The organism is Vibrio sp. J502 (genome assembly GCF_025397955.1).
In the GTDB taxonomy this organism is placed as follows: domain Bacteria; phylum Pseudomonadota; class Gammaproteobacteria; order Enterobacterales; family Vibrionaceae; genus Vibrio; species Vibrio anguillarum.
Genome location: NZ_CP104554.1, coordinates 2,135,096 through 2,152,339 on the forward strand (window position 1 = coordinate 2,135,096; position 17,244 = coordinate 2,152,339).

Here is a 17,244-nt window from a genome sequence, read left to right on the forward strand (position 1 = left end):
AGCATTAAAGGCCTGATTTCAGGCTTGCTTCAATAAATTTGTCTAAATCACCATCTAATACCGCTTGGGTATTACGGTTTTCAACGCCAGTGCGTAAGTCTTTGATTCGGGAGTCATCCAATACATAAGATCGGATTTGGCTTCCCCAGCCAATGTCAGATTTCGCATCTTCATTGGCTTGCTTTTCTGCGTTCTGCTTTTGTAACTCAAGTTCAAACAGTTTTGCACGCAATTGTTTCATCGCTTGGTCTTTGTTTTTATGCTGCGAACGATCGTTTTGGCATTGAACAACGGTATTGGTTGAAATGTGCGTAATACGCACCGCCGATTCGGTGGTGTTAACGTGCTGACCACCCGCTCCCGAAGCGCGATAAACATCGATACGAAGATCGGCTGGGTTGATGTCGATAGCAATATTTTCATCAATCTCAGGATAGATAAACGCAGAGGCAAAAGAGGTATGCCGGCGGCCACTCGAATCAAATGGCGATTTACGAACCAAGCGGTGTACGCCAGTTTCGGTGCGTAACCAACCATAAGCGTAATCACCGATAATGCGCACTGTTGCGCCTTTGAGACCAGCAACATCACCTTCAGACACTTCAATCACTTCAGTCTTAAAGCCTTTCGCTTCTGCCCAACGTAAATACATGCGTAGCAGGATTGATGTCCAGTCTTGAGCCTCGGTGCCGCCCGAACCAGACTGCAGATCAATATAGCAATCTGAAGAATCGTGATCGCCAGAGAACATACGGCGAAACTCAAGCTGTTCAAGCTTAGTTTCCAGTTCATCCAGTTCAGGGCCAATTTCATCGAAGGTTTCTTGGTCTTCGGCTTCAATAGCCAGTTCCAGTAGCCCTTCCACATCATCCACACCTTGATCTAACTGATCAATGGTATCGACAATGGCTTCGAGCGAAGCGCGTTCTTTACCTAGCGCTTGTGCACGCTCAGGTTCGTTCCAGACATTAGGTTGCTCGAGTTCGGCATTCACTTCTTCTAAACGCTCTTTCTTAGCGTCGTAGTCAAAGATACCCCCTCAGGATATTTGTGCGCTCTGACACATCCTGAAGACGGTTTTTAATAGGATTGATTTCAAACATGTTTGCTCAACATTTATGAGTAGAATTTAACCGAAGAATTCTACTTAAAAATGTGATGAAGATACAGGAAAAATTAGTTTGAACTCTTGAAACAAAAGCTGGCACGCACTAAAAAAAGAGGCTGAACAATCATGCTCAGCCTCTTCGATACTAACGGATAAAAACTCGATTATGCCGCGTTTTTAGCCACACTTTGCTGTACGTTAGTAGCGATAAAAAACATGCAAATCATCGCCGCAAGTGTTGGGAGTAACCACCCCATACCGACTTCAAACAGTGGCAGCATATTAAACGCAGACACATCCACGCCAGCCACTTTTGCCGCATCGATCAACGCAAAAAGAAACGCAATCAACAATACCACACGGTATGCCACTGCTGGATTTGGTAGTTTCCCACGTAAAAAGGTCAACATAATCAGGGCAATCGCAACCGGATACAGTGCAAATAAAACAGGGATAGAAAGAGCGATCAATTGTGATAAACCAACGTTTGCCACGATAGCACAAGCAACACCAATAATGATCACCCAAGATTTATAAGAAATTGGAGTCAATGTGCAAAAGTAGTCTGAGCATGCTGAAATCAAACCAATCGCTGTGGTTAGGCAAGCCAGCAAGACTATGGTGGAGAGAACAATCTGTCCATAAGGGCCAAATAGCGCTTGTACATATTGGCTAAGCACCACGCCACCATTTTCTGCGCCAAAAGCAACTACAGAGCTTGTCGCGCCAAGATAAAATAGTGAAATATAAACAAAAGCCAAACCAGCCGCCGCAATGCACGCCGCGCTGATTAAATACTTTGTGGTTGCCGCACGCTCAGTAATGCCTTTGCTGCGCAGTGCATCAACAATTAACATCCCAAACATCAGAGCACCAAACGTATCCATGGTGTTGTAACCTTCAAGGAAACCTTTCGTCAACGGCTGAGTCAAGTATTCACCTTGTGCAGCGACCATCTCACCTTGCGGATTAAGAAAAACAGCCACAGCGAGGACAAGCAAACCAATAAATAACGCTGGTGTTAACACTTTACCGATGACATCGATGAGTTTGCCTTGAGACCAGGCAAAAAACATCGCAACAACAAAAAAGAGAATAGAAAAGAGCGTCAAGTGCGATTGTTGGGCATCAATGAAAAACGGTTTCACTGCCATTTCATACGCCACAAGGCCAGTGCGAGGTGCTGCAAAAGCAGGGCCGATGATGATAAAAATCATCACCGCTATCATTGTCGCTGCCTGTTTGGGTAAATCTTTAGTTAGATGATCCCAAGAGCCACCAGCAACGGCAATAGCAATGATGGTCATTAGAGGTAGACCAACCGCAGTAATTAAGAAGCCAGTCATAGCGGGCAGCAAATGCTCTCCAGCAAGTTGGCCAGCGATTGGCGGAAAGATGATGTTACCAGCACCCAAGAAAAACGCGAAAAGCATAAAGCCGACCGCGATAATATCTGTTAGTTTTAACGTCTGCTTCACAGATAACCCTTAATTATTATTTAATAAATGTTGTGTATGCATTGTTGATGCAGTTTAAACCGCATCTAAATCTAAAAATTAAGGGCGAATAATGACGAAACACTCAAGACTTCGCAAGGGCAAAGCAAAAAACGCTACATTAATTTATAATATTGGTGAAAAACCAGTTTAAAACTCTAAATGTTAAAAAATAGAAAGAATGATGTGTTGATCATTTTCTCATACACTCTCATAACAGATAGAAGAATAATCCGAACAAATAGATAACAATAGTGGTTATCACTTAATTAGAGCCATGTTTTGAAATAATGATGAAAAGTCACACGCCCAAAAATAAGCGTTTCAAATTTAAACAATTTTCCATTGACGGTGGACAAGCGGGAATGCCTGTCAGCACCGATGGGGTTCTATTAGGCGCGTGGGCTTTCACGCACCATCCCAAAACCATTCTCGATATTGGCACAGGTACCGGGTTATTGGCATTAATGTGTGCGCAACGTTTTAGCGATGCACAAATTACGGCCATCGATATCGATGCCTTTGCTTTTGAAGCAGCCCAATACAACAGTGATACCTCTTTATGGGGACAGCGTATCCGCGTTATACAAGATGATATTTTACACACATCCTTCACCACTTCCTTTGATGCAATTATTTGTAACCCACCCTATTTCAACAGTGGTGAACTGTCTCATGATCCCAAGCGAGCTACTGCTAGGCACACCAATCAACTTGCTCATCACGCTTTATTAGTCAGAGCAAAAAGTCTCCTCAACGATGAGGGGCAAGCTTGTTTTATTTTACCCGTGTATGAAGGGGAACAATTTATCGAGCAAGCACTCACGCTCGGTTGGCAGCTTAAACGGCGCTGCACAGTACAACCCATAGCACACAAACCCGCTCATCGGCTATTGATTGAACTAAGTTTAGCCTCGGCTGCTGTGATTGATTCATCTTTGGTCATTCACTCATCAAGTGGTTATAGCAAAGCCTTTATTGCCCTAACTCAAGATTTTTATCTCAAGATGTAGAAATAACATGTGATCCTAATCACCAATCCCCCTATAATGTTCGACCTTAATTTTATAGCCAAATAAGCCTAACGGCTTGTGGAGTACTCACTGTGATCAAAACCTTTGCTGACCTCGATCTTGACCCTTGCATCATTGCGGCCATTGAAGATATGGGCTTTGAACGTCCCACCCAAGTTCAAGCTGAAGCGATCCCACAAGCCCTAGATGGTCGAGATATTCTTGCCTCTGCGCCAACGGGAACCGGTAAAACCGCTGCATTTGTTTTACCCGCGCTACAATATCTTTTAGATTTTCCGCGCAAGCGAGCCGGCCCTGCACGCGTCTTGATTCTGACCCCAACTCGTGAACTGGCGATGCAAGTGGCGGATCAAGCTCGTGAACTGGCGAAGAATACTCGCCTCAATATCGTCACCATCACCGGCGGCGTACAATATCAAGAGCACGCCGACATCTTAGCCAAAACGCAAGATATTGTAGTGGCAACGCCTGGTCGCTTGATGGAATACATTGAAGGCGAGCGTTTTGATTGTCGTGCGATTGAATGGCTTATTTTGGATGAAGCTGACCGCATGCTGGACATGGGCTTTGGCCCAATCGTCGATCGTCTCGCGGCGGAATGTCGCTGGCGTAAACAGACTTTGCTCTTCTCTGCAACGCTGGAAGGTCATGGTGTGGAAGGTTTTACCGCCGATCTCTTAAAAGAACCAGCAACAATCAATGCCGATCCTTCTCGTCGTGAACGCAAAAAAATCACTCAATGGTATCACCGCGCCGATACCATGGTGCACAAAGTTGAGCTATTGAAGAAAATCCTCACTGAGCAAGCCGAACGTTCTATCGTGTTTATCAAAACTCGTGAGCGCTTAGCTGATTTGCGTACCGAGCTAGAAAAAGCGCAAATTCCTTGTGCTTGGATTCAAGGCGAAATGCCACAAGATCGTCGCAATAACGCCATTACGCGATTCCGTGAAGGCGCAGTCAACGTACTACTGGCAACCGACGTGGCCGCACGCGGTATTGACTTACCTGACGTAAGTCACGTGATCAACTTTGATATGCCACGCTCAGCGGATGTGTACTTACACCGCATAGGTCGTACGGCTCGTGCTGGTAAAAAAGGCAATGCGATCTCTTTGGTTGAAGCCCATGATCAAGTGATGATGGACCGCGTCGCGCGTTATGTCGACGAGGAGATAAAAGAGCGCTTCATTAAAGATATGCGCCCGCAGCACAAAAAGCCGGTATTCAAAAAGAAAAAGAAAACCGATGACAAAAAAGTCAAAGTGGTTTCGAAGAAGAAGAAAGCGAACAAAAAGAAAAAATAGTGTTCCAATACCACCTATAAAAAAATGCCGATACTGAAATATCGGCATTTTTTATCTTTAACGTTTGAAGAGAGTATCACTCTCTTCAAACTCACCAAGGTTTAATGTTCGCGTGTCGCACGGAACTCCACTTCAGGAAAACGCTCTTTGGCCAGATTCAAATTGACCATAGTCGGCGCGATGTAAGTCAGGTTATCCCCACCATCCAGTGCGATGTTACTTTGGTTTTTGCGCTTAAACTCTTCGAATTTTTTATCATCTCCGCACTCAATCCAACGTGCTGTTGCAACGTTAACACCTTCGTAAATTGCCTCGACGTTGTATTCAGATTTTAAACGAGACACCACCACATCAAACTGCAGCACACCCACTGCACCCACAATCAAATCGTTATTTTGTAGTGGGCGGAAGACTTGAACCGCTCCCTCTTCCGACAACTGCACTAAACCTTTAAGCAGTTGCTTCTGCTTCAGTGGATCGCGCAAGCGAATACGACGGAACAGCTCAGGAGCAAAGTTAGGAATACCTGAGAATTTCAACGATTCACCTTGAGTAAAGGTATCACCAATCTGAATTGTTCCATGGTTATGCAAACCGATAATATCGCCAGCATAAGCATTTTCAGCACGAGAGCGATCGCCCGCCATAAAGGTAACCGCATCAGAAATACTCACTTGCTTACCAATACGCACGTGGTTCATTTTCATGCCTTGGGTATAAGTACCCGACACAATACGCATAAACGCAATACGATCGCGGTGTTTAGGATCCATGTTCGCTTGGATTTTAAACACAAAGCCTGAGAATTTCTCTTCCGTGGCTTCAACAATACGCTCATTAGCTTGACGTGGCATCGGCGCCGGAGCCCACTCAGTTAAACCATGCAGCATATGGTCCACACCAAAGTTACCTAATGCCGTTCCGAAGAAAACAGGGGTCAACTCACCTTTTAAAAACAGCTCTTGATCAAATTCATGAGAAGCACCCAATACCAATTCAAGCTCATCACGCAGCTGAGCGGCAAGGTCATCACCCACGGCCTTATCCAGATCAGGGTTATTGAGGCCCTTAACAATGCGCTCTTCTTGAATAGTGTGACCTTGGCCGGTCGCGTACAGAATCGTCTCATCACGGTGAATGTGGTACACGCCTTTAAACTCTTTACCACAACCCACAGGCCATGAAATCGGAGCGCAGGCAATCTTCAGCTCATTCTCCACTTCATCAAGCAATTCCATTGGGTCGCGGATTTCACGGTCCAATTTGTTCATGAAGGTTACAATCGGTGTATCACGTAAGCGAGTCACTTCCATCAGCTTACGAGTACGATCTTCAACACCTTTTGCTGCATCAATCACCATTAAGCACGAGTCAACCGCCGTCAATGTGCGGTAAGTATCTTCCGAGAAGTCTTCGTGCCCTGGAGTATCGAGCAAGTTAACCAAACAATGATTGTAAGGAAATTGCATCACAGAGGTCGTGACCGAAATACCACGCTCTTTTTCCATTTCCATCCAATCTGATTTAGCATGCTGGTTAGAGCCGCGCCCTTTTACCGTTCCCGCTTTTTGAATGGCATTCCCGAATAGCAGAACTTTTTCAGTAATGGTGGTTTTACCCGCATCCGGGTGCGAAATAATAGCGAAGGTTCTACGTTTAGAAACTTCACTCAAAAAAGGAGTATTTGACATGAAACAGGTCTTCTCAATATGCTGATATAAGGGAGAGCCGAAGCGCTTACGCTGATCAGCAGTTCGATTCAAATTTGCGCGGTATTCTCCCCTATATTTGATCTAGGAGCAACTTTCGTCGCTATACAAATCAACAAGAGAATGACGACCTTTCTATTTGTAATTAAATTATCAATAAATATGAGCTATAACTAAAAAGGGCGAAGAGAATAAGCGAGTATTATGCTGATAACCAAACAAAGAAATTCTCTGGCATTTAAACAAGCCAAAACAGTGTTCCTAGTCTCGGTGATCCTTGGGATAGGCTTTAGTTTGTATCATACTTTGCTCGACCTACACCATGAGCAAGCTCGCATTGAAGATCACTACCGTTTTAAACTGCTGCAAAATTATTCAAATGCCAGCCAGGCTGCTTATCACCTCAACAACTTATTAGCCAATCAAGTCGTCTCTAGCCTAATGGTTGACAATGCCATTTATCACGTTGAAATTATTGATGATTTTGGCGATACACTGGCAAAAAAAAGCAGAGAAATTCCAGCGCAGACGGCTTTTATTCGGCTCTTATCGAATTATCTGACACCTGAAATACCCATCTTTAAAACTGACTTGCATCAACCCAATTCGAGTGTGGTGGTAGGTAGCTTAAGTTTTTCCGTCAACGGCTCTTCCATTGCCAAAGAATTTATTGCAAAAACCACACGAGTATTGCTGTTTGATCTCTTTCGAAATGTGTTGCTGACTTCGATCCTTTTAGTCTTTTTTTACTACAAGCTGTCAAAACCCATCACCACGTTAATTTCGTGGGTTCGCTCATTGCAAAACAATCAACGTCCAACACAGCCGCCATTACAACAGCAAAAAAATGAGCTCAGTGAGTTAGCCGGTACTTTCTATACTTTATGGAAAGAGCGAGAGCTCGCGGATGCTAAACTTAACCAATTAGCCTACTACGACACGTTAACTGGCCTTGCTAATCGCAGCTTGCTGCTGCAACTGCTCACTGATGCCATTGATAACAGTATTCGCACCCACACTTCTGGTGTGTTGTTTTACCTTGATCTCGACCGTTTCAAAACGATCAATGATTCACTTGGACACACAACGGGGGATCATTTAATCAAAGCTATCGCCATGCGTATGGATGGCTGGCTTAAACACGATTACACCGCCGCACGCATCGGTGGCGATGAGTTTGCGGTGTTGATTCCTCATCTCTCTCGCCAACAAGCTGAGAAGGTAGCTCAGCAGCTTCTGGCTCTGATTTCCAACCCTTACTCGATTGATGACCACCAGCTTTATTGCACTGTGAGTATTGGTATCTCGATTTTTCCGTCAGTGGGCAAAACCAATATCGATGTCCTTAGACAAGCCGATACAGCGCTTTACCGCGCAAAAGCGAATGGACGCAATAAATACATGTTTTATGAGCCAGAAATGCAGGCTCAAGTCGAATCGTTTCTGGAAATTGAAAAAGGCCTCCATGAAGCCCTCAATACCCAACAGTTAGAACTCTATTACCAACCTCAAGTCGATGAGCGGCACAATATTGTCGGTGTGGAAGCCTTGATCCGCTGGAACCACCCAACCAAAGGTGTATTGCCACCGGGTGTGTTTATGACCATAGCAGAAGAAACGGGGCAAATTATTCCGATTGGAAACTGGATATTAGAGCAAGCGTGCTATCAATACGCCGCTTGGAAGCGCCAAGGAGTATTACCGCCCCATTTTCGCCGTTTAGCCATCAACATCAGTCCGTTGCAGTTTTCTCAAGATTCTTTTGTTGAACACATTAACCATGCAATGCAACAAGCAGGTATTACTGGTGAACATCTTGAATTGGAGATTACTGAAGGGCTATTACTGGAAAATGTAGAAAGTGCGATTCAAAAAATGGTGCAACTTAAAAAAAGTAAGCTGAGCATCTCGATTGATGATTTTGGCACTGGTTATTCATCACTGCGTTACCTCAAACTTTTATCGGTGGATGTGCTCAAAATCGATCGTTCTTTTGTCACTCAATTGCATCTAGATGAGAGTGACCAAGCAATTGTGGATACGATTATTATGATTGCGAAACGTTTAAATTTGGAGGTAATAGCCGAAGGTGTGGAAGAGTGCCAAGAACTCGAAACTCTCAAACAATTGGGTTGTGATCAGTTCCAAGGTTACTTATTTGATAAGCCGTTAACCGCTAAGGAAGTCGTCAAGCGTTTTGCAAGCCCATGCTATCAACTCAATGAACATCAAAAAGATAAGGCGCACCAGAAATAGTTCCGAGACGCCTGACCATGAAAAAACCTGAGTTTGCAAACGATCCGCTGATGGAAAATAAGCTACAAAAAATAGTAGCTCATGATGATCGCATCTTCTGATCCTTTCGGAGTGGGATAGTAGTTCACTCGACGATCGAGCTCATTAAAACCCAGCGATTCGTACAAGCTATAAGCACGGATGTTACTTTCGCGAACTTCAAGCCACGCACTTTCAGCTTGCGCTTTTTCACAGTAAGTTAAGAAAAACTCCATCAACAATTTTCCGTAACCCTTACCTTGCTGCTGCGGATCGACAGCGATATTCAACAAGGTCACCTCTCCAACAATATTCTGTGCATAGAAATAACCGACAACTTTGCCATCAACCAACATAGCATGGTGGCATGCACCACGACTCGCCAAGTCGCGTACGAGTGATTCAGCCCAAGGATAACTGTGAGCTTGCTGCTCAATGGACCAAATAGCATCAAGATGAGGAAGTGATAAAGGCACAACATCAATATTCATAGTTTTATGACTCATAAGAACAAATTTGCTGCCACAACGCCCGGCGCAGCTCGGTATTGCCATCTATCTCAACTAGCGGCGGTGACGTTAACACTTTCTGAGCCAACGGGCTTTCTTTCTTTTCACAGCCTGAAAACCACACCCATTCAATGCTGGAGCCTGTTAGTTGGCTAAGAGAGTGAGGCTCAAGATGACACGCCTGACTGATTTCGAGCCCCATACTCTTCAATACTCTTGAAAACAGCAATAGAGCACCTTGTTGCGGGTATTGGGGGGAAACGAGTAATAAACGGCACGTGCTCGGTAGCGTCACCGGATCGGGTTGATAGCCAGCCAGCCGCTGTGGATGGATAAGCTCCCAACGCTGGATGCCCATTTCTTGTAAATATTGATTTTCGTGATGTGACATCTGTTTATGACCTCATTGAACATCGCAATCCTAACAAATCAGCGCCAAGACAGAAACCGTTAATCATCCAATGACCCAAGAGCTATGCCCAAACAACTTGAAGTTGCAGGTAGGTGGCAAGTGAATTCATCCCCATGAGCCTAGATAAACGATGTGATTGAGGTGAGCGAACGTAGCCAATACCACGGTAGCTTCAAATGAGAAGAGCATAAAAGTAAACAGGGAGCACTGGGCTCCCTGTTTTGAATAGAAATACGGTGATTAAAGTTCGTTGAACTCTGGGCAATACTCAATTAAACCCGCTCGCCCGCTCAATTCGCCGTCGACTAATGCAACGATCTGAAACGCGCCAACTGGAACATCCCAACGACAACAAAAATAAAATTTCGCCGCCTCTTTAAAGCCAAAGCGTTGATAATAATCCGGGTCACCCAAAACCACACAAGCTGGATAATCGAACTCAGCCAAACAGATTAACCCCTCTTTTACCAACGAGGCGGCGACACCTTGATTTCGCCACTCTTTTTTCACGGCTAACGGTGCAAGCCCTTGCCAATTTAAGTCTTCACCATTGAGTAATACTGGGCTAAACATCACATGACCAACGACTTCGCCGTCATCATCACAGGCCACTAAAGAGAGCGTCAAATGGCTGTTTTCCCTTAATGTCATAACCAAATTAGCTTCAGCATCTGTCTCAAAGGCTGATTTTAATAAGCGGTCAATCGCTAAGATATCCGCTGGCGCTTCAGTTCGAATAAGCATTCATTACCTCATTTTGTGTCACTGGCGATTGTACGCCCTTATGCACAAAATCTGCTAGCTGATTTATTAACATCTGGAACGGTTTTGGTAAAAGCTCTAGGTCAACACTGTCCATCAGGTTCTTCACCTCTAACCCCAGTTCGGTATCCCCTTCAATGGAGAGTCGACGTTGAAAGAACAGCGTATCAGGATCTTCTTTTCGACCAGCAATCAACACCATATCATTTAGGTTACCGCTAAAGCTGACATCTTCCACTTCCGTCTCATCAGACACAACAAGTTGTTCCGCTTGATAGCTGATATACCAATTCAAATTCAAATCGCGAATTGAAACCTTTAACCATTTCCCATCAAGAAATTCAAAGTCACCTTCTTGCAAAGCCTCATGAAATATAGTTTTCAACCCTTCTAGCAAGGCTTTTTTTTGTACAACTTGCGGTAAGAAGTGGACTGGGGATCGCAAAATTGAAGCGGCGTTTTGAACTAGTTGAGTACGAATCTTGTGAATCACGAGCGTTATCCGTTACTTTGTAATGCAATAGTACCTAATCATAATGGATGTGGGGGTGCAAATTCCTGTGATGCATCAAAAAACGTACATTGTTTGAGAACCTTTTCTAGCTTAGTAATCAAAGTTATAGTTAATGTGTTACTTACGTTGTAACATCCTCATGAATATAAGTGCTCTGGAGAGTGGTAGTAGCTTGATGCCTTCGCAACATTTACAACATTGGTTTGCAAAAATCACGTCGAACAGTCCGTTCTTTTTTGCCATCTTGAACGACCAACATAACTATGTGATGGTCAATGAACGTTATTGTGATATTGCAGGGCTGAGCACAACCGAATTGGTTGGAATGAATGACTCACAAATTCTGGGTGAGCATTTCTACCGCCATCTCAAACCTTATTATGAACGGGCATTTCAAGGAGAAACGCTTGAGACCGAACTGACTCTTCACGAGATCGATTTAGAAACGAGTTTGCATTTCTCTTTATCACCTATCATGGGTGATAAAAAAGTCGAAAATATTGTGTTTCACGCCATCGACACCTCCGAAAAACAGATCCTCATTCGCTCATTAGAAGAGTCGGAAAATAAGTTTTCAACCTTGACTAGCTTGCTTCCCGATGGATTGTTGCTGGTCGATGACGACTGCATTATCTCTGCTAACCCCGCATCGGCTCGTTTACTCGGTTTTGAAAATACCTCAGAGCTTCTTGGTGAAGAGTTATCGCGCTTGTTTGTCGATGAAAAAAGTAAAACCGTATTCAGCTCTCCACTCAGTTTATTACTCGCAGGAGCACCATTGGTCTGCCTCACTGGGCCAAAGTGTGGCTTTGAACGTAAAGTTCAACTGCACGCTGGAGCCACCGTCGTGCTGGGCAACAGCTCACAGCTGATTTTGATTCAAGATGCAGAAGATACACCTAAGCAGTTGTCTTCGACTATGCATGCCGATATCCACATTGACTCGCTGACTAACTTGTATAACCGTTTTGGTTTCACTAAACGTTTAGAACAGTTCATTCAAAATGAAACACCCCTTGTGATGCTCTATTTAGACATTGATAACTTCAAAAACATCAATGACTCTTTAGGACATCATATTGGCGATAAAGTCATTAAAGAGGTCTCAGCACGGCTGAAACGTTTACTACCGCAACAAGCGATTGTGGGCCACCTTGGCGGCGATGAATTTGGACTAATACTGCCTGATCCTGAAAATAGTCGCGCCGCTGAAATGTTGGCTGAACGCATCATTTCTTTGATTAACCAACCGTTTGATCTGCACCATTTCAGTAAACGCTTAGCCTGCTCCATAGGTAGTGTCGCCTACCCTGGTGACGGTAGCGATGCACGCGTATTGTTGCAAAACGCCGATACGGCGATGTATGAAGCCAAAGATCGTGGTAGAAACCGTCTGATTAAGTTCAACGATCAAATGAACAAAGAAGCGCGCATGCGCTTATGGCTTGAAATTGAACTACAAAAAGCGCTGCAACAAAATGGCCTTGAAGTGTGGTATCAACCGAAAGTAAATGCTCGCGACTTCAGCATCAATGGTGCGGAAGCTTTGGTGCGCTGGAAACACCCTGTGGAAGGGTATATCAACCCTGGCGCTTTTATCCCTGTCGCGGAAAAAGCTGGGCTGATTGAACATTTAGGCCGAGTGGTGATGCGTGATGTCTTCTCGACCGTAAAACGCTGGAAGCTGCAAGGTATTTTACCAGGTCGCGTGGCGATCAATTTATCGCCCGAACAGTTTTGTAACCCGAAGTTGATTGATTATATGGAAAAACTGCTTCGCACCACGGAGCTTGATCCAAACTGCATCACATTTGAACTGACCGAAAGTGCCGTCATGAGCGACAGCGAACACACCTTGCAAATGTTGAACGCGATCAAAAAACTGGGCTTTTCTCTGTCCATTGACGACTTTGGTACGGGGTATTCCTCGCTCTCTTACCTCGCTCGCTTCCCGATTGATGAACTTAAAATTGACCGCGCTTTTATAACGGATATCGATACGCTTCCTAAACAAATCACCGTCATTGAAAACATCATCAATTTAGGAAAATCACTCAACTTAACGGTCGTTGCCGAAGGTGTGGAAACTCAACAACAAGCCACACTGCTCTCTAATCTCAACTGTAACTCAATTCAAGGCTTTCATTTTTATCGGCCACAACCGAGGCAGGAAGTAGAAGAGTTATTCGTTCAAAATCGTCGTCATCGTTCTACTCCCAAATAAGTAAATCTCGTTTATTCGCCCCAAACCTGCCTTACATCAAATTTGCTATTCATAATGCTTCATAAAATACCACTACTTTCCCTTAGATATCGTACGGATCAATGGAACTTTTATGTCCTGCAGGTAACCTGCCTGCTCTAAAAACAGCGATCGATTGTGGTGCAGATGCGGTTTATATCGGCTTCAAAGATGATACCAATGCTCGCCACTTTGCTGGCCTTAATTTCGCAGGTAAGAAGTTAGATAAAGCGGTGCAATATGTTCATGATCACCATAAAAAAATTCATGTCGCGTTAAATACCTTCGCCCACCCTAATGGCTTCGAGCGTTGGACTCACGCCGTCGATAATGCCGCCAGTTTAGGCGTGGATGCGTTGATCATCGCCGATATCGCGGTATTGGATTATGCCGCTAACCGATATCCAGATCTGGAACTGCATCTTTCTGTACAAGCCTCCGCCACCAACGTCGCCGCTATCGAGTTTTATAAACAAAATTTCAATATAAAACGGGTGGTGTTACCGCGAGTGCTATCAATCCATCAAGTCAAACAGCTCTCACGTAATATGATGAGTGACGTCGAGCTTGAAGTATTTGCCTTTGGCAGCTTATGTATTATGTCTGAAGGGCGCTGTTATCTCTCTTCCTATATGACGGGAGAATCACCCAATACTGTCGGAGCCTGTTCGCCCGCGAAGTATGTCCGCTGGCAAGAAACGGACTCAGGTTTGGAATCTCGCTTAAACGAAATTTTGATTGATAAATACGCAGCCGGAGAAAATGCAGGCTACCCAACCTTGTGCAAAGGTCGTTTTGAAGCGCAGATCGATGGGCAACCTAAACGCTACCACGCACTGGAAGAACCAACCAGTTTAAATACGTTATCACTATTACCAGAACTGTTTGCAGCCAACGTTGCTTCCGTCAAAATTGAAGGTCGCCAACGTAGCCCTGCATATGTGGAGCAAGTGACTAAAACCTGGCGAGCGGCGATTGATCGCTACCAAGCAAATCCACAAGCCTACCAAGTAGAAACGGCTTGGAATACCGCCTTAGCCAACGTTTCTGAAGGCACGCAAACGACACTCGGCGCGTACCATCGCCAATGGCAATAAGAGAATGGAGAAGAGAATGAAATATGCGTTGGGTCCTTTACTCTATTTCTGGCCCAAACAAGAGGTAGAAAATTTTTATCAACAGGCAATCAATAGCCCTGCGGATGTGATCTATTTGGGTGAATCGGTCTGCTCCAAGCGACGTGAGATAAAACCACAACACTGGTTTGAGATCGCCAAAGCGCTTTCACAAGCGGGTAAACAGGTTGTGATCTCAACCATGGCGCTACTGGAAGCGCCGAGCGAAATCAATGTGATGAAAAAGTATATTGAGAATGGCGATTTTGCGATTGAAGCCAACGACGTTTCGGCGATTCAACTCGCCAGTGAAAAACGCCTTCCTTTTGTGGTTGGGCCCGCTGTGAATGCTTACAACGCGCGCACACTGCAACTGTTCCTAAAACAAGGGATGATCCGTTGGTGCATGCCTGTTGAACTCTCCCGTGATTGGCTAATCAATGTATTGCAACAATGTGATGAGCTTGGTATCAAAAACCAGTTTGAAGTAGAAGTTTTTAGCCACGGATACCTGCCACTGGCTTACTCCGCACGCTGCTTTACCGCACGGGCCGAAAACCGTGCGAAGGATGAATGTGAGACTTGCTGTATCAAGTATCCAACCGGAATTCAGGTTCACAGCCAAGAAGGCCAAGCGGTATTTAACCTCAACGGTATCCAAACCCAGTCGGGCTATTGCTATAACCTTGCTAATGATTTACCAAGTATGGCGGGATTGGTCGATGTCGTTCGTTTAAGCCCACTTGGTTTTGAGACATTCGAACATCTGTCGCAGTTCAAGGCCAATGAAAAAGGAGAGCATCCCTCCCCTTTAACCAATCACCAGTGTAACGGCTATTGGCACCAATTACCGGGCCTAGCGATTCAACAAAGCTGAGCGTAGCCTCCCCCTAGAGACAAGGGGGAGGCTCTTGTTAAGCGAACACGGTTTGCTTGGCGTTATCACAAGGTAGTGCACGCAAATCTCGCCACAACATCAAACCCACTACCAAACTTAACGCAATATTGGAAATGGGGAAGGCAATCCACACACCAGTCACACCATATAACTTAGGTAACAAATACAAGAACGGTAGTTGGATCGCCATATTACCAATGGTGACAAACATCGCCTTACTGCCACGATTGGTCGCTTGATAAAAGGCGGCGGCGATAACTAAAAATCCATCCAAAAAAAGCGCAAACATATGCAGTTTTAAGCCCAGCACCGCGCTTGCCATCAATTGCGGGTCAGTTGAATTAAAGATCGCCACAACCTGAGTGGAAAACAAGTTAAGCAGTACCACAAAACCCAGCCCGCCAAGCACGGCGATGATCATTGCGATTTTAAGTAATTTTCTGATATTGCTATAGTTTCTGGCCCCGTAATTGAAGCTAGCTAACGGCTGCATACCATTCGCGATGCCCTCTGCCGTTAAATAATAAACCGTGACGATATAGCCTAATATCGCGTATGCCCCAACAAGTGCCGCGCTGCCATAGTGAGCAAATAGGCTGTTGTGCACCGCCACCATCATCGAACCGTAGGCATACATAAAAAAGCTTGAAGTACCAATCGCAACAATCTTAGGTAACAACGACCATTGCACCCTCATCACCGAGAGTGACAGCTGCAACTTGGCTCGCGTCGAAAAGAAATAGCCTATGCCTAATACAGTCACACTTAATTGTGCGAGTGCCGTTGCTATGGCGGCACCAGTAAGTTCCCAATGTAAAACGGCAATAAACAGATAATCAAAGAGAATATTGATTATCGCACCACTCACCATCAGCAATGTGGCTAAATTAGGGCTGTCGTCGTTTCGTAACAAGAAAGGCATCGCAATAGAGCCAAGCGTAAAGACACAAGCGATCACTAATACTTGCAAATATTGCAAGCCAAGTTCGTAGACTCGTCCTTCAACGCCTTGCCACGCAATGAAATCATCCGCAAGAAACCATAGAATTGTCGCCACCACGGGAGCTAGCATCACAAGCAACAATAGGCCAGTAGCAAGCACTTGCTTGGCTGCCGCCATGTTCCCTTCACCTTGCTTGATCGAAGCAAGAGCACCAGTTCCAACGCCCACCAACATGCCAAGCCCTAAAATAAAGCCAATAATAGGCCACGCAACGTTAATGCCCGCCAATCCCTCAGCACCAACATAATGACCAATAAAAATACCATCCACCACTTGATACAAGCCATTGACTAACATAGCTGCCACGGTCGGAATGGTATAGCGCCAAAATTGGCGGTAAATTGAATTTTTCATAACAGACACCATAGTTAGCAAAGCTAACTATATAAGTAAATTAAAGTAATACTTTGGATAACAACATATTAAAACACAGTGCTTCTTCTTCCGAGAGATGCTTAGTCACTTGCTCTGCGACAACAGCGTACACTTTCGCTTCATCCGCTAAATGCTCACGCGCAGTATCGGTGAGAGAAACTCGGTAAGAACGCGCATCATCTTGGCATTGTGCCGTCTGAACTAACCCTTTATTTTTAAGCCTTTTAACCATATTTGATACCGATGGTTTACTCACTTCCATCTCATTGGCTAAATCAGTTAAGCGCAGTGGCAAAGAAGAGCTTTGAATCACTTTAAGGTAATCATATTCATTAAAGCTCAATTGTGAAATGGGATCAGCTTTGCTATACCGACGCCAGATTTTTGCACTAAAACGCTCTAATTTTTCTAAGTTAGCTTCTAGTTTCACTGTTTTTCAAATTAAAATGGTTATCAAGGCTAACTATTTTATGGATCTTTAGCTCG

Annotated in this window: 15 protein-coding genes; 6 read left to right on the forward strand and 9 right to left on the reverse strand. The window is 44.6% G+C overall.

Features of this window, described 5'->3' with window-relative positions; all coding sequences use genetic code 11:
• Positions 1-4: 4 nt before the first annotated feature.
• Together prfB and brnQ are read right to left on the reverse strand one after the other, a co-directional pair.
• A protein-coding gene (gene prfB / locus N5E84_RS09845) for a peptide chain release factor 2 (RefSeq protein ID WP_103261215.1) occupies positions 5-1,103 on the reverse strand; the annotation gives its coding sequence in 2 pieces (ribosomal slippage) (positions 5-1,027 and positions 1,029-1,103; 1,098 coding nt in all).
• Positions 1,104-1,272: 169 nt separating this feature from the next.
• Positions 1,273-2,586, reverse strand: a complete 1,314-nt coding sequence (gene brnQ, locus N5E84_RS09850) for a branched-chain amino acid transport system II carrier protein (RefSeq protein ID WP_019282738.1) — start codon at positions 2,584-2,586, stop codon at positions 1,273-1,275.
• Between the two features lie 308 nt (positions 2,587-2,894).
• Here brnQ and N5E84_RS09855 point away from each other — a divergent pair, with 308 nt between their 5' ends.
• Positions 2,895-3,617 (forward strand): tRNA1(Val) (adenine(37)-N6)-methyltransferase, encoded by a 723-nt coding sequence (locus N5E84_RS09855; protein WP_019282739.1) that lies wholly within the window; start codon positions 2,895-2,897, stop codon positions 3,615-3,617.
• Positions 3,618-3,709: 92 nt separating this feature from the next.
• The gene (gene srmB, locus N5E84_RS09860) at positions 3,710-4,945 is read left to right on the forward strand and encodes an ATP-dependent RNA helicase SrmB (RefSeq protein WP_013857603.1); all 1,236 of its coding nucleotides are present in this window, start codon (positions 3,710-3,712) and stop codon (positions 4,943-4,945) included.
• 101 nt (positions 4,946-5,046) lie between these two features.
• Here the strand turns inward: srmB and prfC are convergent, their stop codons facing one another.
• On the reverse strand, positions 5,047-6,636 hold the full coding sequence (prfC, locus tag N5E84_RS09865) for a peptide chain release factor 3 (protein WP_029388332.1): 1,590 nt from the start codon (positions 6,634-6,636) through the stop codon (positions 5,047-5,049).
• Between the two features lie 222 nt (positions 6,637-6,858).
• On the opposite strand from prfC, the gene N5E84_RS09870 reads away from it, so the two are divergent.
• Positions 6,859-8,910, forward strand: a complete 2,052-nt coding sequence (locus tag N5E84_RS09870; RefSeq protein WP_013857605.1) for a putative bifunctional diguanylate cyclase/phosphodiesterase — start codon at positions 6,859-6,861, stop codon at positions 8,908-8,910.
• Between the two features lie 62 nt (positions 8,911-8,972).
• Here the strand turns inward: N5E84_RS09870 and rimI are convergent, their stop codons facing one another.
• The 4 genes from rimI to N5E84_RS09890 all read right to left on the reverse strand — a co-directional run bounded on the left by rimI (position 8,973) and on the right by N5E84_RS09890 (position 11,104).
• Positions 8,973-9,419, reverse strand: coding sequence for a ribosomal protein S18-alanine N-acetyltransferase (gene rimI / locus N5E84_RS09875; protein WP_019282740.1), 447 nt, complete (start codon positions 9,417-9,419; stop codon positions 8,973-8,975).
• A gap of 4 nt (positions 9,420-9,423) precedes the next feature.
• Positions 9,424-9,828 (reverse strand): DNA polymerase III subunit psi, encoded by a 405-nt coding sequence (locus N5E84_RS09880; RefSeq protein WP_019282741.1) that lies wholly within the window; start codon positions 9,826-9,828, stop codon positions 9,424-9,426.
• Positions 9,829-10,089: 261 nt separating this feature from the next.
• Entirely contained in the window at positions 10,090-10,593 is a 504-nt protein-coding gene (locus N5E84_RS09885) for a GNAT family N-acetyltransferase (RefSeq protein WP_019282742.1), read from the reverse strand.
• Positions 10,577-11,104: an SCP2 domain-containing protein gene (locus tag N5E84_RS09890; protein ID WP_017048811.1), complete on the reverse strand. Its 528-nt coding sequence runs from the start codon at positions 11,102-11,104 to the stop codon at positions 10,577-10,579. Before N5E84_RS09890 ends, N5E84_RS09885 begins: the two co-directional genes overlap by 17 nt.
• Positions 11,105-11,300: 196 nt before the next feature.
• Here N5E84_RS09890 and N5E84_RS09895 point away from each other — a divergent pair, with 196 nt between their 5' ends.
• The 3 genes from N5E84_RS09895 (at position 11,301) to N5E84_RS09905 (ending at position 15,359) form a co-directional block, all read left to right on the forward strand.
• Entirely contained in the window at positions 11,301-13,349 is a 2,049-nt protein-coding gene (locus tag N5E84_RS09895) for a bifunctional diguanylate cyclase/phosphodiesterase (protein ID WP_026028085.1), read from the forward strand.
• 101 nt (positions 13,350-13,450) lie between these two features.
• Positions 13,451-14,464, forward strand: coding sequence for a peptidase U32 family protein (locus N5E84_RS09900; RefSeq protein ID WP_010318915.1), 1,014 nt, complete (start codon positions 13,451-13,453; stop codon positions 14,462-14,464).
• 16 nt (positions 14,465-14,480) lie between these two features.
• Positions 14,481-15,359 (forward strand): U32 family peptidase, encoded by an 879-nt coding sequence (locus N5E84_RS09905; RefSeq protein ID WP_029388333.1) that lies wholly within the window; start codon positions 14,481-14,483, stop codon positions 15,357-15,359.
• Positions 15,360-15,396: 37 nt separating this feature from the next.
• Here N5E84_RS09905 and N5E84_RS09910 read toward each other — a convergent pair whose 3' ends face one another.
• On the reverse strand, positions 15,397-16,737 hold the full coding sequence (locus N5E84_RS09910) for an MATE family efflux transporter (protein WP_069211893.1): 1,341 nt from the start codon (positions 16,735-16,737) through the stop codon (positions 15,397-15,399).
• Positions 16,738-16,777: 40 nt separating this feature from the next.
• On the reverse strand, positions 16,778-17,188 hold the full coding sequence (locus N5E84_RS09915; RefSeq protein WP_010318918.1) for a MarR family winged helix-turn-helix transcriptional regulator: 411 nt from the start codon (positions 17,186-17,188) through the stop codon (positions 16,778-16,780).
• Positions 17,189-17,244 lie beyond the last annotated feature (56 nt).

What these genes read in the sequence shown, in the direction of transcription:
- N5E84_RS09855 (WP_019282739.1), top strand. Translation starts at nt 2,895, where the DNA reads ATGATGAAAAGTCACACGCCCAAAAATAAGCGTTTCAAATTTAAACAA.
- prfC (WP_029388332.1), bottom strand. Translation starts at nt 6,636, where the DNA reads ATGTCAAATACTCCTTTTTTGAGTGAAGTTTCTAAACGTAGAACCTTC.
- N5E84_RS09870 (WP_013857605.1), top strand. Translation starts at nt 6,859, where the DNA reads ATGCTGATAACCAAACAAAGAAATTCTCTGGCATTTAAACAAGCCAAA.
- rimI (WP_019282740.1), bottom strand. Translation starts at nt 9,419, where the DNA reads ATGAATATTGATGTTGTGCCTTTATCACTTCCTCATCTTGATGCTATT.
- N5E84_RS09880 (WP_019282741.1), bottom strand. Translation starts at nt 9,828, where the DNA reads ATGTCACATCACGAAAATCAATATTTACAAGAAATGGGCATCCAGCGT.
- N5E84_RS09885 (WP_019282742.1), bottom strand. Translation starts at nt 10,593, where the DNA reads ATGCTTATTCGAACTGAAGCGCCAGCGGATATCTTAGCGATTGACCGC.
- N5E84_RS09895 (WP_026028085.1), top strand. Translation starts at nt 11,301, where the DNA reads ATGCCTTCGCAACATTTACAACATTGGTTTGCAAAAATCACGTCGAAC.
- N5E84_RS09900 (WP_010318915.1), top strand. Translation starts at nt 13,451, where the DNA reads ATGGAACTTTTATGTCCTGCAGGTAACCTGCCTGCTCTAAAAACAGCG.
- N5E84_RS09905 (WP_029388333.1), top strand. Translation starts at nt 14,481, where the DNA reads ATGAAATATGCGTTGGGTCCTTTACTCTATTTCTGGCCCAAACAAGAG.
- N5E84_RS09910 (WP_069211893.1), bottom strand. Translation starts at nt 16,737, where the DNA reads ATGAAAAATTCAATTTACCGCCAATTTTGGCGCTATACCATTCCGACC.